This window comes from Aeromonas sp. WP2-W18-CRE-05 (genome assembly GCF_014168615.1).
Taxonomy (GTDB): Bacteria; Pseudomonadota; Gammaproteobacteria; order Enterobacterales; family Aeromonadaceae; genus Aeromonas; species Aeromonas caviae.
In genome coordinates this window covers 311,456-324,430 of record NZ_AP021917.1, presented here as the reverse complement: position 1 = coordinate 324,430, position 12,975 = coordinate 311,456, and the positions used below count along the sequence as shown (strand labels likewise).

Sequence of the window (12,975 nt, the reverse complement as noted above, 5' to 3'; positions counted from 1 at the left end):
TCGCGAGTGGTTACTTTGCGGTAACTATGCCACGAAAATGTGCCTTCTTGCAGCCAAGATGCCGGCTTCCTATGATGCGGATTCCGTCAATCAACGCCCACGAGAGGTTTATCATGCCCAGCCTGCTGCAGATCCATTTCAACTTCCCCGCCGAGATGATGGGACCGGCCCTCACTGCTGCGGCCATGCCGTTGGCCGACTCCATCACCCGGGAGCCGGGCTTCATCTCCAAGATCTGGACCGAGAACCCGCGCACCGGCGAGGCGGGCGGCATCTATCTGTTCGAGGATGAGGGGAGTGCACTCGCCTACGCCACCATGCACGAGCAGCGGGTGCTCGCCATGGGCGCCAGCGCGGTGCAGTACAAGGTGTTCGACGTCAACGAGCCCCTGAGTCGCCTCACCAAGGGCATCGCCTAGCCCGAGCGGGGCTCAGAACCTCAGGGTCAAGCCGATATTGGCCTGCCACTGGGTGATCAGCTCCCCCCTCACCCGAAAGGCGCAGATCTCGGGGTTGCAGAGAAACTGGCTGTCGTCGTTGACCAAGGCACCATAACCGCGTACCTCGGCCCGCACAGCCAGATGTTCGGTCAGGCGCGGCTGCACCCCGAGGGCCAGGGACATGGAAGGGGCCGTCTCGCTGTCGTAGGCATCGAAGCGGGTGACCCCTATCCCGGCACCGATATAGGGGGCCATCAGGTTGTCCGAGAGAGTCAGGGCCCCGGCGAAGTGCAGGGTGTCCACCGTCAGCCTGTCGGGCAGTTCGGGGGACACCCGGGTCGACTGGTGGCTGTAGAGCAGCTCCACCATGCCGGGGTCATCCACCTCCCTGCTGATGAAGAGCCCCCAGCTGCCGGAGCGCTCCCCTTGCAGGGTGTCGATGTCGCTCCCGTGCGGCGTGGGGGCCGGCTCGTCCATGGCCCGAAAGTCGATGGCCGAGCTGTATCCCGCAAAGGGAGTCAGCTGCCAGCCTGTCGCCGGGGGCTCGGCTGCCCAGCCCGCCAGGGGCAGCAGCAACCCAGGCACCATCCCCATCGCTCCTCTCATGTGCTCATCCTGTGGTGAAAAGACCTGCGCAAAGCATATCATAGCGCCCGTCTCCCACACTGGACGGGGGCTGTACCAGCCCCATTGCCCCGCTTCCGATGGAAAAATCTGTGCTCCCCGGGGTTATTCATCCGGGATTAACCTCGTCCCCGTAAGCTGGCGGCGCCACAGCAGTGGCATCAACAGACGAGGATCTCAGGAATGGTTGCCGCGCAACTCAACGACCCCCAAAGCACGCTCTCCGATACCCTGAGGGCCACCGCCCATGCCATCGAGGAGAGCCACATCAGCCTGCGCCAGATGCTGGCCCTGGTGGGCGAACAGGGCATGCTGCTGTTTTGCGTGCTGCTCACCGTTCCCTTCCTGCTGCCGGTCTCCATTCCCGGCGTCAGCACCCCCTTTGGCCTGCTGATCCTCTTCATCGGCATCGGCATCACCCTCAACCGGGTGCCCTGGCTACCCGCCTTCCTGATGGAGCGCCGCTTCGCCGCCGAGCACCTCAAGCCGACCCTGCACAAGGGGGCGGATCTGCTGGCCCGCATCGACCGCTTCATCCGCCCGCGCCTGCTCATCCTGACCGGCAGCGTGACCATCAACCGCTGCAACGGCCTGCTCATCATGCTGGCCGCTCTGCTGCTGATGCTGCCGCTGGGCGCCATTCCCTTCACCAACGCCATGCCCGCCTGGGCCATCCTGCTGCTGGCCATCGGCATGTTGCAGCGGGACGGGCTCTTCGTCGCCCTCGGCTATGCCCTGGTCGCCGCTACCCTGGTCTGGTTCAGCGCCCTGGCCATCGGCCTGCTGATGGCGGGGCAGAATATCTCGACCCTGTTTGGCTGATCTGGCCAGGCCAAATGAAAGAGGGCGACCCCGGGTCGCCCTCTTTCCTGTTCACTGCGCCCCTCAGGGTGCCCCATCGTGGGCCACCCGGTTGCGCCCGCCCCGCTTGGCCCGATAGAGCCACTCGTCCGCCCGGGCCAGCACGGTGCCAAGATCCTCTCCCGGCCGGATCAGGGTGGTGCCCAGGCTCACGGTCACCGGGGCGGGATCCGGCGCCATGGCCGCCACTGCGGCGCGGATCCGCTCCGCCACCTTCAGCAATATCCCCTCATCTATCTGCGGCAGCAGGATCAGAAACTCCTCGCCACCGCTGCGCACGAAGAGATCCTCCCCCCGCAACTGGGCAGAGACGCACTCGCAGACCCGGCACAGGACCTTGTCACCGGTCTGGTGGCCGAAGCGATCGTTGATCTGCTTGAAGTGATCGAGATCCAGCATGATGAGGCCGGTGAGATGCTGCCCCTGCACCCTGTGGTGATACTGGTCGAAGAAGAAGTGGCGGTTGTAGAGGCCGGTGAGCTGATCCGTCTCCCCGAGCCGCTTGAGCCGCTGTTGCAGCTCGTGCTGGCGGGTGATGCTGCGGGTCATCCAGGCCACCGCCCGCTTCCCTTCATATAAAGAGGGCAAGGGCGCTATCTTGCCCTCGAAACGCTGCATTCCCTGGGGCCCGGCGTCGGCGTCGATGCCGTCCACCTCGGCGGGGGAGAGGTCATACTCCACCACCTGCACCTGGCCGCTGGCGAGGGCCTGAGCCACCTGCGCCATCACCCACTGCGCCTTGTCCTCGGGCAGCACGTCCAGCAGTTGTCTGCCGATCAGCGGGTTGCCGTTCTGGTAGGACTGCTGCTCCATCCCGCCGATGTACTCGATGTAGTAGCCATCTTCGCTGAGGATGAAAACGGGATCCGGCAACTGGGCCATCACTTCGTAGAGTTGTGCCACTGAGAGCGCCATCCGAGCTCCTTGCTATCCGTGGGAGTGGGTCCCTGTACTCCTGTTATACAAGACTCATGGAGTATCGCACAGGGGCAGAAAGTTGCCTGCCGGGCGGGAAGGATGCGGTCGGTGACGTGTTCACCGGACAAGCCTCCGGCAAAGTGAATGGTAGCAATCGGGGATGCTGTCAGAACCAGGGTTGTCAGACAGTCAGGAAGGTATTTTTTCCTTCAGGCAGTGCGACATGCCAACCCAGTGACGTCAGGGGCGCCACAGGGGTATTCCCGCCCCCGGACAAGGGGGCAAGGCCGGATCCCGGTCAAGAGGGATCCGGCGAGCCGGCATCAGCGGGCAGCGGATCGGCTGGCGTTCCAGAGCAGTTCACCGCTCTTGAGATCCATCAGGCTCATGGCGAGCCGGTAGCGGCCCCCTTCAGAAAGGAGATCCCCGTAGAGCATGTAACCCGCCCCGGTCTGGCGACCCAGACGCACCAGGGAGGCGGGGTTCATGCCCCCCTGCTGGTATTCGAGCTGACCCGTGATGGCCGCCACCTGGCCCGGGTCTGCGAAACGAAAGCCGCTATTGGCCTGAATGCGCTGGATCATGGCCACCGCCAGGGGCTGGGTGCTGAAGGGCTCACCTGTACCGTTCTGGGGCGCCATCAGCAGCAGTACCGGGCTGCTGCCCGCCAGTGCCTGCACATCGGCGGCCTTCAGGAAGTCATCGGCCAGGGCGACCGCCAGCCCCGTCGGTGCCACGGGTTTGGGAGCAGGCACCGGCTCGGCCTTGTCAGGCTCGGCCACGGGTTTCTCTGGTTTGGTCACCGGCTTGTCCGGCTCGCCGACCGGCGCAGGCGTCCCCCCATAGGGATTGACCGCACATCCGCCCAGCAGCAGGGCACCCACCATCAACAAGGAACGCAGCTTCATCTTTTCTCTCCGCCAGAAGTCCGCAAGGCGCACTTCGTCCATCATCCATTTTGACGGAGCCAGACTCCGCCGCCCCTCCATGCTAGAGACAAACCCGCCCCGGGTCGATGCGCACATGGGCAGGGGGCGACAGAGACTGGCGAAGCGGAGGGCACAAAAGGGTGGCAAGGCTCCACCCGATTCCGTTAGGGTAGCCAGAGCCCAGACCCCAGAGGAGCCCCCATGCACGGACCCGATCCCGCCAATCCCCACCCCATGAACGGCTTCCCCCAGGTGTGCTTTATCAAGAACACCATCAAGGGGCCCAATATCGAGGTGGGTGACTACACCTATTACGACGACCCGGAGGATGCGGCGGGCTTCGAGCGCAACGTCCTCTACCACTTCCCCTTCATCGGCGACAAGCTCATCATCGGCAAGTTCTGCGCCATTGCCCGCGGGGTGAAGTTCATCATGAACGGCGCCAACCACCAGACCTCCGGCTTCTCCACCTACCCCTTCTTTATCTTCGGCAACGGCTGGGAGAGCGCCGCCCCCGCCCCGGGCAGCCTCCCCTACAAGGGGGATACCGTCATCGGTAACGATGTCTGGATTGGCTATGAGGCCCTGCTTATGCCGGGGGTCAAAGTCGGCAACGGCGCCATCATCGCCGCCCGCTCCGTGGTCACCGGCGACGTGCCCGCCTACGCCGTGGTCGGCGGCAACCCCGCCAGGGTGATCCGCTATCGCTTTGACGACGACACCATCGCCCGCCTCAACGCCATCGCCTGGTGGGACTGGCCGGTAGAGCAGGTCAGCCGCAACCTGCCGCTTATCAACGGCGGCGAGATAGCCGCGCTGGAAGCGGCAACCCGTTAGAGACAACCACCATCAAGCAGGAAGCACTATGCAACTCACCCCACCCCAACCGCCTCAGGACGATGAGATCGAAGCGCTGCGCATTGGCCTCTCGGGCTACAACAAGGATCACGCCGGCACCCATCTGCGCGAGCGGATCGCCAGCTTTATCAAGGATGAAGAGGGCAAGGTTCACGGCGGCATCATCGCCGACATCAAGTGGGGCTGGCTGCACGTCGACTGGCTCTGGATCGACGAACGCATCCGCCGCGATGGCTGGGGCGGCCGCCTGCTCGGCGCCATGGAGCAGTACGCCCAAAGCAAGGGCATCACCAACTACCATCTGGAAACCACCAGTTTTCAGGCCCTCCCCTTCTACCAGAAGCAGGGTTACGAAGTCTTTGGTCAGCTGCCCGATATGCCGCCGGGGCATATCAGTTACTTTCTGAAAAAGCAGTCATAAGCCGATGAGCGGCCGCAACAGCCCTGTAATAGACAAGGCGCCGGATAGCTGGAGTCTCTCCTTCTACAGACGCCTTGCCTTGATCTTTGCGCTGCTTGCAACCAGCTCCAGCGCCTTTGCCCTGTCACTACACGATCTGGATCCTGCGTTTGAGCGGTGCGAAGCCATCAAGTCACAACACAGCGCCACACTGCCTGTCAAAAGTGACCCCTTCTGGTCACTGGAGAGGGGACAACAAGTAACCGTGCTTATCTATCTGCATGAGAAAAGCATGGAGCGCTGCACCGCAGCAGAAGTGGATGCGCTGGCGCTCAAGGCGTTCCATCAAGCCGTAGAGGGAGACAGCAGTTTTCTCGACACCCTGATCAAGGCGAGAACCACCACGCTAACTCCCGCCCAGCAAGCTCGGTTGCAGCAAGTCGGCCAAGCAGAGCTGGATAGATTGGCCGGGATGAAAGAATTTGCTCAGCCCTTCTCGCTAACCAATTACCTCAAGCAACTACCCTAAGCACCATCTCGCATATCAACTGCACCCTCCACTATCTACCGGGCGGGCACGGTCTTGGTTACCCTCTTATTCGCTGAGGCGAGCACGCTTGTCCAGGCCGCGAGACAGGATGTCGAGCGAGCGGCGCCGGGCCATGGATGGCCCGTCGGCGCGTGCAGTCGGACAAGCGGGTGAGCCGAAGGAACCCGACGAAGTCGGGCGAATAAGCGGGGGAGAAGACCTTTGGTGACTTTGGGTCTTTCCAAAGTCACTCGCCTCGGCCCGAAGGGCGGGCGAAACCCTTCGAGGCCAGCGGCCTCGCGTCCTGCACGGCAAGGCCGTGCCACCACACAACGCCTCCTGCCGCCAACACCATGCCTCGGAACGGACGATTACGCCTGACGGCTAATCGACCCTACGATGGAGATGAAATGCCGCATAAAGACCCCTCCCCAGCCCTCCCCTTCGCAGGGGAGGGAGCCAAAGCATCGGCACCAGCAAGGTGTGTGGCCGAACGGCGCCCAATCGTTATGCCGGGCGCCACCCGGTAAAGGGGGGCGTGGCCGCCCCTATCGGCCCAGGAAGGGTTCCCAGTCCTTGAACACCGGCTGCAACCCCGCCTGTCGCACGGCGGCGGCCACTTCCCCCACCGGGCGGTCGTCGTGGATGGCGAACTGCTCCAGCTCCTCTTTATCCCCCTCGGCATACCCCCCCGGCTGGGTGCGCGACTCGGCCGACATCTGGGTGATGCCAAGGCGCACCGCGCCGTTGCGAAACGTAGCCGACTCGCGGGTGGAGAGGGACAAATCCAGCGTGGGCGAGAAGAGGCGCCAGGCGCAGATAAGCTGGGCCAGCTGACGATCCGACATGACCACGGCAGGCTCCAGCCCACCGGCGCAGGGGCGCAGGCGCGGGAAGGAGAGCGAGTAGCGGCTCTGCCAGTGATGGCGCTCAAGCCAGCTCAGGTGCTCGGCGACAAAGTAGCTGTCGGCGCGCCAGTCCGCAGAGAGACCGATGAGCGCCCCCAACCCTATCTTGTCGATACCGGCGCGGCCGAGCCGATCCGGCGTGGCGAGCCGCCATGCGATGTCCCGCTTGTTGCCGCGCAGGTGATGGCGGGCGTAGGCGGGGGCGTGGTAGGTCTCCTGATAGACCATGACCGAATCGAGGCCGAGGGTCTTCAGTTCGGCATATTCATCCTGCGAGAGGGGCTGCACCTCCATCCCCACCGTGCTGAAGTGACGGCGGATGATGGGCAACACCTGCCGAAAATAGGCGAGCCCCACCTTGTGCTCGTGCTCGCCGGTCACCAGCAGCACGCTGTCAAAACCGCGCGCCTTGATGGCCAGACACTCGCGCTCAATCTCCTCGCTATTCAAGGTCTTGCGCTTCAAGCGATTGCTCATGGAGAAGCCGCAGTAGGTGCAGTCGTTGGCACACAGGTTCGACAGATAGAGCGGCACATAGAAACCGATGGTGTTGCCAAAGCGCTGGCGGGTCAGGCGCTCGGCCTCGGCTGCCATCTGCGGCAGATACGCCTCGGCGGCCGGGGAGATCAGCGCCATAAAATCGGCCAGAGTGCGGCGCGGCGCGCTCAGGGAGCGTGCCACATCGGCGGCAGTCTTGGCGCGGATCTGCATGCCGATATCGTCCCACTCAAGCTCCTGCCATCTATCGAGAAAACTCTCCGACTTTCTCTCAACCCCCTCCCGGCCTCCCCCTTCACAAGGGGGAGGTGTTAATCCGCCCCCCCGACCTCCTACTTCACAAGAGGGCGGAGTCGACACTCCCTCCCCTGGCAAGGGGAGGGTCGGGGTGGGGTCATTGGCATGCTGACTCATAATGCCCCCAGAAAATCGGTAAGCGGGCTGGAGGCCTGGGCCTGCAGGGCGCGGGCGCCGAGGCCTGCCTTATAGGCGCTGCGCCCGGCAGTGCAGGCCAGCGCAAAGGCGTGGCCCATGGCGACCGGGTCGCCGCTCACCGCGATGGCGGTGTTGACCAGCACGGCATCGGCCCCCAGCTCAAAGGCGGCGGCCGCATGGCTCGGCGCACCTATGCCCGCATCCACCACCACAGGCACATTGGCTTGCTCGACGATGATGGAGAGAAACTCCCGGGTCACCAGCCCCTGATTGGAGCCGATGGGGGCGCCCAGCGGCATCACGGCGGCGCAACCCACCTCTTCGAGCCGTTTGCACAGCACGGGGTCGGCACCGCAGTAGGGCAACACCACAAAACCCTCTTTCACCAGTTGCTCGGCGGCTTTGAGCGTCTCGATGGGGTCAGGCAGCAGGTAGCGCGGGTCGGGGTGGATCTCCAGCTTGAGCCAGTTCGTCCCCAGCGCCTCGCGGGCGAGATGGGCGGCAAATACCGCCTCAGCGGCGGTCTTGGCCCCCGAGGTGTTGGGCAGCAGCTTGACACCGAGTTGCCGAAGGGGCGTGAGGATATCGTCGTGGGCCTTGCCCGGTTCGAGCCGCTTGATGGCCATGGTCACCAGCTGGGAGCCGCTCGCCTCGATGGCGGCGGCCATCAGTTCCGGGCGGGCAAACTTGCCGGTGCCGGTAAAGAGGCGCGAAGAGAAGGTGTGATCGGCAATGGTCAGCATGTCAGCCTCCTGCCACTGCGATAAGAAGAGATGAGGCCCCGCCGCAAAGCAGAGCGCTCGAAGATGGGACTGCGAGCATCATGGGTCAGCCTCCCGCAATGGCGGTGAAGAGGTGGAGTTCATCCCCGTCATTGAGACGGGTCTCGGCCCAGCGGCCTCGGGGCAGCACGGCGCCGTTAAGGGCTACCGCCACCCCCTGAGGGGAAATCTCCTGCACCGCCAGCAGCTCAGTCAGGCGCAGGCCGGTGGGCAGCGTCAGCTCGATATCGTTCAATCGGATCTTCATGGTTAATTCTCCAGGGCCGGGTGGGTGCTGCCGCAGACCGGGCAATCGGGATCGGGAGCCAGCGTGAGGGTCTGCCACTGATGGGTCAACGCATCGAAGCGGCGCAATGTGCCCGCCACCGGGCTCGGCATCCCGAGCAGCAGTTTCAGTGCCTCCAGCGCCTGCAAAGAGCCCATCACCCCCACCAGCGGGCCGGTGACGCCGCTGGTCTCGCAGCTTTCCCTGATCTCGGTATCCAGCGGATAGAGGCAGGCGTAGCAGGCGTGATCGCTGCTGGTGCGCGTCATCAGCTGCCCCTGCCAACCCACTGCGGCGGCACAGACCCAGGGCTTGCCCTGAGCAACGCAGGCGGCGTTGATGGCCTGGCGGGTGGCGAGGTTGTCGCAGCAGTCGACAACCAGATCCACCTCGGCCACAAACTCCGGCAGGCTGGCGGCATCGAGGCGCTGATTAATGGCAATCAGCTCCACCAGCGGGTTGTGTTGGCTAAGGCGCTCGCGGGCCAGTTCGGCCTTGGAGTGGTTGACCGCCTCGCTATCGAACAGGATCTGGCGCGGCAGGTTGCTGGAATCCACCGTGTCGCCATCAGCCAGCCACAAGGTGCCCACCCCGGCGCCGGCCAGATAGAGGGCGAGCGGCGAGCCGAGCCCGCCGAGGCCCACGATCAGCACGGATTTATCTTTCAGCCGCGCCTGACCGGCTTCCCCAATTTCCGCCAGCATCAGCTGGCGGCCGTAGCGCAGATACTCTTTGTCACTAAGAGAAGCGGCATCAGAGCGCATGTTCAGCCTCCCGTATCACGCTGGCCGAGAGCGGCTCATCCCCCGCCCCCACGGCGGCGAGCAGCCGTTCGGTCGCGCCCTGCCAGTCATCGCTCGCCGTGATGGCCGAGACCAGCGCGATGCTGCCGACCCCGCTTGCCTTGACCGCCGCCACCCGCTCCTCGCTGATGCCACCGATGGCCACCGTGGGCCACTGCGCCATCAGGGCGCGGTAGTGGTGCAGCCGCGCCAGCCCCTGAGGGCGCGAAGGCATCGCCTTGGTGTTGGTCGGGAAGATATGGCCCAGCGCGATATAGGAGGGGGCAAGCTCGCGGGCCCGCATCAGCTCGAAGTAGCCGTGGGTGGAGATGCCAAGACGCAGCCCCGCCGCCTGAATGGCGGCGAGATCGGCGGTCTCCATATCCTCCTGCCCCAGATGCACGCCCCAGGCGCCCGCCTCGATGGCTTGCTACCAGTAGTCGTTGATAAAGAGCCGCGCCCCATGGCGGCGACCGAGCGCGACCGCATCACGAATAGCCGGCGCTACCTCTGTGGCGGGCAGATTCTTGATCCGCAGCTGGATGGTCTTGACCCCGGCCCCCAGCAGGCGTTTGAGCCACTTGACCGAGTCCACCACCGGATAGAGGCCGAGGTTGTGTTCGGTCGGCGCAAAGGGGCCCTGCGGCAGACGGGCGCTGCTCGCTTCATACAATCCAAAGCGGCGATCGAGCGGTGAGCCCGCCAGCACGGCACGGGGGAAGTGGGCAAGATCGGCGGGCCAGCCGAGATGGGCGATGGGCCCCGGGCCTGCCCCCACCCCCTGTGCCGCCGCCAGCCCCTGTTGCAGGTAGGCACGCGCCAGGGTGATGGCGTCCTCCACCGGATAGTCCTGCGCCACCACGGCGGCGATGGCGCTGGCGTAAGCGCAGCCGGTGCCGTGGCCGTGGCGGGTATCGAGGCGTGGCGCGGCGAGCCAGAATTCGCGGCTCTCGTCCTGGTAGTAGTCGAGGCAGAGATCCCCGCCCCATTCAAGGTGGCCCCCCTTGACCAGCACGGCGCGGGCGCCGAGTTCGCGCAGCCGCCGGGCGGCGAGGCGCACCAGCTCGGGACTGGTGGCGGGCAGGCCGGTCAGGGCTTCCAGCTCGGGACCGTTGGGGGTGATGAGCGACAGACGTGGCAGCAGGTGCTCGCGCACCGCCACCAGCATGCCGGGCTCCGCCATGGGGGTGCCGGTGCTGGCGATGGCCACCGGGTCGTAGACCACGAAGGGAGCCTCGACGGTCGACAGGCGACGGGCCAGCACCTCCACGTGCAGCCGGGTCGGCAGCAGGCCTATCTTGATGGCAGCGGGTGGCAGATCCAGCCCCAGGGCATCGATCTGGGCGGCGAAGGTCTGCATCAGCACGGGGTCGACCATCTTCACCGCCACCGAGTTCTGGGCCGTGATGGCGGAGATGACGGAGCAGCCGTGCACGCCGAGGTCATGCATCGTGTGCAAGTCGGCCTGAATGCCGGCCCCGCCGCCGGAGTCGGACCCGGCGATGGTCCAGACCACGGGGCGGGCCTGCGTCACAGGCGACAGGTCGGCGGGGCTGACAGCCCCGCGCTCGCTGCTCACGCCTCCTCCCCTGCGGCCTGCTTCAGGGTCGCCGCCTGATGGTAGATCTCGCCGCCGGTCTCCTTGAAGGTTTCCGCCATGCGGGCCATGCCGCTCTCAACGTCGGCCTGCTTGAAGGTCTCCGTCTCCTTACGGGCCATGCCGCTCTCCACCTCGGCCACCACCCGCTCCTGCTGACCGTCCATGCCGACCAGCTTTATCTCTACGGCTTCCAGCTTGGCAGCGTAGTCGCGCACGTCCTGGGTGATCTTCATGGAGCAGAACTTGGGGCCACACATGGAGCAGAAGTGGGCCACCTTGCCAGACTCCTGAGGCAAGGTCTCGTCGTGGTAGGCGCGGGCGGTGTCGGGATCCAGGGCCAGGTTGAACTGATCCTCCCAGCGGAACTCGAAGCGCGCCTTGGACATGGCGTTGTCGCGGATCTGGGCCCCCGGGTGCCCCTTGGCCAGATCGGCGGCGTGGGCGGCGATCTTGTAGGTAATGAGCCCCTGCTTCACGTCCTCCTTGTTGGGCAGGCCCAGGTGTTCCTTGGGGGTCACGTAGCAGAGCATGGCGCAGCCGTACCAACCGATGAGCGCGGCGCCGATGCCGGAGGTGAAGTGATCGTACCCCGGGGCAATGTCGGTGGTGAGCGGGCCCAGGGTATAGAAGGGCGCCTCGTGGCAGTGCTCGAGCTGCTCGGTCATGTTGCGCTCGATCATGTGCATGGGCACGTGGCCGGGGCCCTCGATCATCACCTGCACGTCGTACTCCCACGCGATCTTGGTCAGCTCGCCCAGGGTGCGCAGCTCGGCGAACTGGGCCTCGTCGTTGGCGTCGTAGACGGAGCCCGGACGCAGACCGTCACCCAGCGACAAGCTCACGTCGTAGGCGGCGCAGATCTCGCAGATCTCGCGGAAGTGCTCGTAGAGGAAGTTCTCCTTGTGGTGCGACAGGCACCATTTGGCCATGATGCTGCCACCGCGCGAAACGATGCCGGTGAGGCGCTTGGCAGTCATCGGCACGAAGCGCAGCAAGACGCCGGCGTGGATGGTGAAGTAGTCCACCCCCTGCTCGGCCTGCTCCAGCAGGGTGTCGCGGAACAGCTCCCAGGTGAGGTCTTCGGCGATGCCGTTGGTCTTCTCCAGCGCCTGATAGATGGGCACGGTACCGATGGGCACCGGGCTGTTGCGCAGGATCCACTCGCGGGTCTCGTGGATGTAGCGGCCGGTGGAGAGATCCATCACGGTGTCGGCGCCCCAGCGGGTGGACCACACCAGCTTCTCCACTTCCTCTTCGATGCTGGAAGTGACCGCCGAGTTGCCGATGTTGGCATTGATCTTCACCAGGAAGTTGCGGCCGATGATCATGGGCTCCGCTTCCGGGTGGTTGATGTTGCTGGGGATGATGGCGCGACCGGCGGCCACCTCATCGCGCACGAACTCGGGGGTGATGTTCTGGGGCAGTCTGGCGCCAAAGCCCTGACCCGGGTGCTGGGTGCGCAGGAGCTCGGAGCGCACTCGCTCGCGGCCCATGTTCTCGCGGATGGCGATAAATTCCATCTCGGGGGTGACGATGCCTTGGCGGGCATAGTGCAGCTGGGTGACCCGGCGGCCCGGCTTGGCACGGCGGGCCTTATGTTGCGAAGAGTGCAAATGTTCGAAACGCAGGTGATCCAGCCCCTCGTCCGCCAGCCGCTCCTGAGTGAAGGCGGAGCTCAGCCCGTCCAGCGCGTCGGTGTCAGCACGCTCCTGCACCCAGTCTTCGCGCAGGCGCGGCAGACCGCGGCGCACGTCGATGGGGGCGGCCTCTTCCCCATAGGGGCCCGAGGTATCGTAAACCGGCACCGGCTCGTTGGGCTCGAACTGGGGAGCGTCCTTGGTGCCGCCGACGAAGGTGTCGGCCAACTGGATCTCCCGCAAAGGCACCCGGATGTCAGGGCGAGAACCCTGGATAAAGATGCGGCGGGAGTTGGGGTGAGCCATCCCCTTGAGGTTGTCGATAAAGGTCTGGGCGCTGGAGCGCTGCTCGCGGCGGCTGGATTTGGTGGTATCAGAAACATTGGTAGACATAGCAAAACTCACATTAACTGGTTGAAGTTATGGGTGTTTGCTTGTCTGGAGTTCGAGGAGAAGATGAACTTGCGGCGGGGTGTGCTCGGGGGAGTGAGCCGGGCATGGATCTTCCC

General features: G+C 64.9%; 13 protein-coding genes and 1 pseudogene. 5 read left to right on the top strand and 9 right to left on the bottom strand.

Translation table 11 applies throughout. The features are described 5' to 3' along the window. Positions 1 to 113: 113 nt before the first annotated feature. Entirely contained in the window at positions 114 to 419 is a 306-nt protein-coding gene (locus H7R73_RS01565) for a monooxygenase (protein ID WP_052814439.1), read from the top strand. 12 nt (positions 420 to 431) lie between these two features. Here H7R73_RS01565 and H7R73_RS01560 read toward each other — a convergent pair whose 3' ends face one another. After that, positions 432 to 1,046 carry an outer membrane beta-barrel protein gene (locus H7R73_RS01560; RefSeq protein WP_103259388.1) on the bottom strand — a complete coding sequence of 205 codons (615 nt, stop codon included), beginning with the start codon at positions 1,044 to 1,046 and terminating at the stop codon, positions 432 to 434. 201 nt (positions 1,047 to 1,247) lie between these two features. Between H7R73_RS01560 and H7R73_RS01555 the strand changes: the two genes are divergently transcribed. Continuing rightward, positions 1,248 to 1,886 carry an exopolysaccharide biosynthesis protein gene (locus H7R73_RS01555; protein ID WP_010672675.1) on the top strand — a complete coding sequence of 213 codons (639 nt, stop codon included), beginning with the start codon at positions 1,248 to 1,250 and terminating at the stop codon, positions 1,884 to 1,886. 63 nt (positions 1,887 to 1,949) lie between these two features. Here H7R73_RS01555 and H7R73_RS01550 read toward each other — a convergent pair whose 3' ends face one another. Then, complete coding sequence (locus tag H7R73_RS01550) at positions 1,950 to 2,840, bottom strand: sensor domain-containing diguanylate cyclase (protein ID WP_042015352.1); 891 nt, start codon at positions 2,838 to 2,840, stop codon at positions 1,950 to 1,952. Between the two features lie 326 nt (positions 2,841 to 3,166). Next, positions 3,167 to 3,751, bottom strand: a complete 585-nt coding sequence (locus H7R73_RS01545; protein WP_010672673.1) for a hypothetical protein — start codon at positions 3,749 to 3,751, stop codon at positions 3,167 to 3,169. Positions 3,752 to 3,973: 222 nt separating this feature from the next. On the opposite strand from H7R73_RS01545, the gene H7R73_RS01540 reads away from it, so the two are divergent. Genes H7R73_RS01540 through H7R73_RS01530 form a run of 3 tightly spaced genes read left to right on the top strand, consistent with a single transcriptional unit; the run spans position 3,974 to position 5,559 of the window. Then, positions 3,974 to 4,609, top strand: a complete 636-nt coding sequence (locus H7R73_RS01540) for a Vat family streptogramin A O-acetyltransferase (protein ID WP_103259387.1) — start codon at positions 3,974 to 3,976, stop codon at positions 4,607 to 4,609. 28 nt (positions 4,610 to 4,637) lie between these two features. Next, the gene (locus H7R73_RS01535; protein WP_042015349.1) at positions 4,638 to 5,051 is read left to right on the top strand and encodes a GNAT family N-acetyltransferase; all 414 of its coding nucleotides are present in this window, start codon (positions 4,638 to 4,640) and stop codon (positions 5,049 to 5,051) included. A gap of 4 nt (positions 5,052 to 5,055) precedes the next feature. Continuing rightward, positions 5,056 to 5,559, top strand: coding sequence for a hypothetical protein (locus H7R73_RS01530; RefSeq protein ID WP_232092730.1), 504 nt, complete (start codon positions 5,056 to 5,058; stop codon positions 5,557 to 5,559). A gap of 548 nt (positions 5,560 to 6,107) precedes the next feature. Here H7R73_RS01530 and thiH read toward each other — a convergent pair. From thiH to thiC, 6 genes and pseudogenes are all read right to left on the bottom strand, one after another. Continuing rightward, positions 6,108 to 7,379, bottom strand: a complete 1,272-nt coding sequence (gene thiH / locus H7R73_RS01525; RefSeq protein ID WP_103259386.1) for a 2-iminoacetate synthase ThiH — start codon at positions 7,377 to 7,379, stop codon at positions 6,108 to 6,110. Beyond that, on the bottom strand, positions 7,376 to 8,143 hold the full coding sequence (locus tag H7R73_RS01520; protein ID WP_103259385.1) for a thiazole synthase: 768 nt from the start codon (positions 8,141 to 8,143) through the stop codon (positions 7,376 to 7,378). Before H7R73_RS01520 ends, thiH begins: the two co-directional genes overlap by 4 nt. Before the next feature lie 85 nt (positions 8,144 to 8,228). Then, the gene (gene thiS, locus H7R73_RS01515; RefSeq protein WP_103259384.1) at positions 8,229 to 8,429 is read right to left on the bottom strand and encodes a sulfur carrier protein ThiS; all 201 of its coding nucleotides are present in this window, start codon (positions 8,427 to 8,429) and stop codon (positions 8,229 to 8,231) included. Positions 8,430 to 8,431: 2 nt separating this feature from the next. Further along, positions 8,432 to 9,211, bottom strand: a complete 780-nt coding sequence (locus H7R73_RS01510; protein ID WP_103259383.1) for a HesA/MoeB/ThiF family protein — start codon at positions 9,209 to 9,211, stop codon at positions 8,432 to 8,434. Further along, a pseudogene (gene thiE, locus H7R73_RS01505) lies at positions 9,201 to 10,808 on the bottom strand (thiamine phosphate synthase). The gene H7R73_RS01510 and the pseudogene thiE overlap by 11 nt, the downstream one beginning before the upstream one ends. Beyond that, on the bottom strand, positions 10,805 to 12,859 hold the full coding sequence (gene thiC / locus H7R73_RS01500) for a phosphomethylpyrimidine synthase ThiC (RefSeq protein ID WP_103259381.1): 2,055 nt from the start codon (positions 12,857 to 12,859) through the stop codon (positions 10,805 to 10,807). Before thiC ends, thiE begins: the two are co-directional and overlap by 4 nt. Positions 12,860 to 12,975 lie beyond the last annotated feature (116 nt).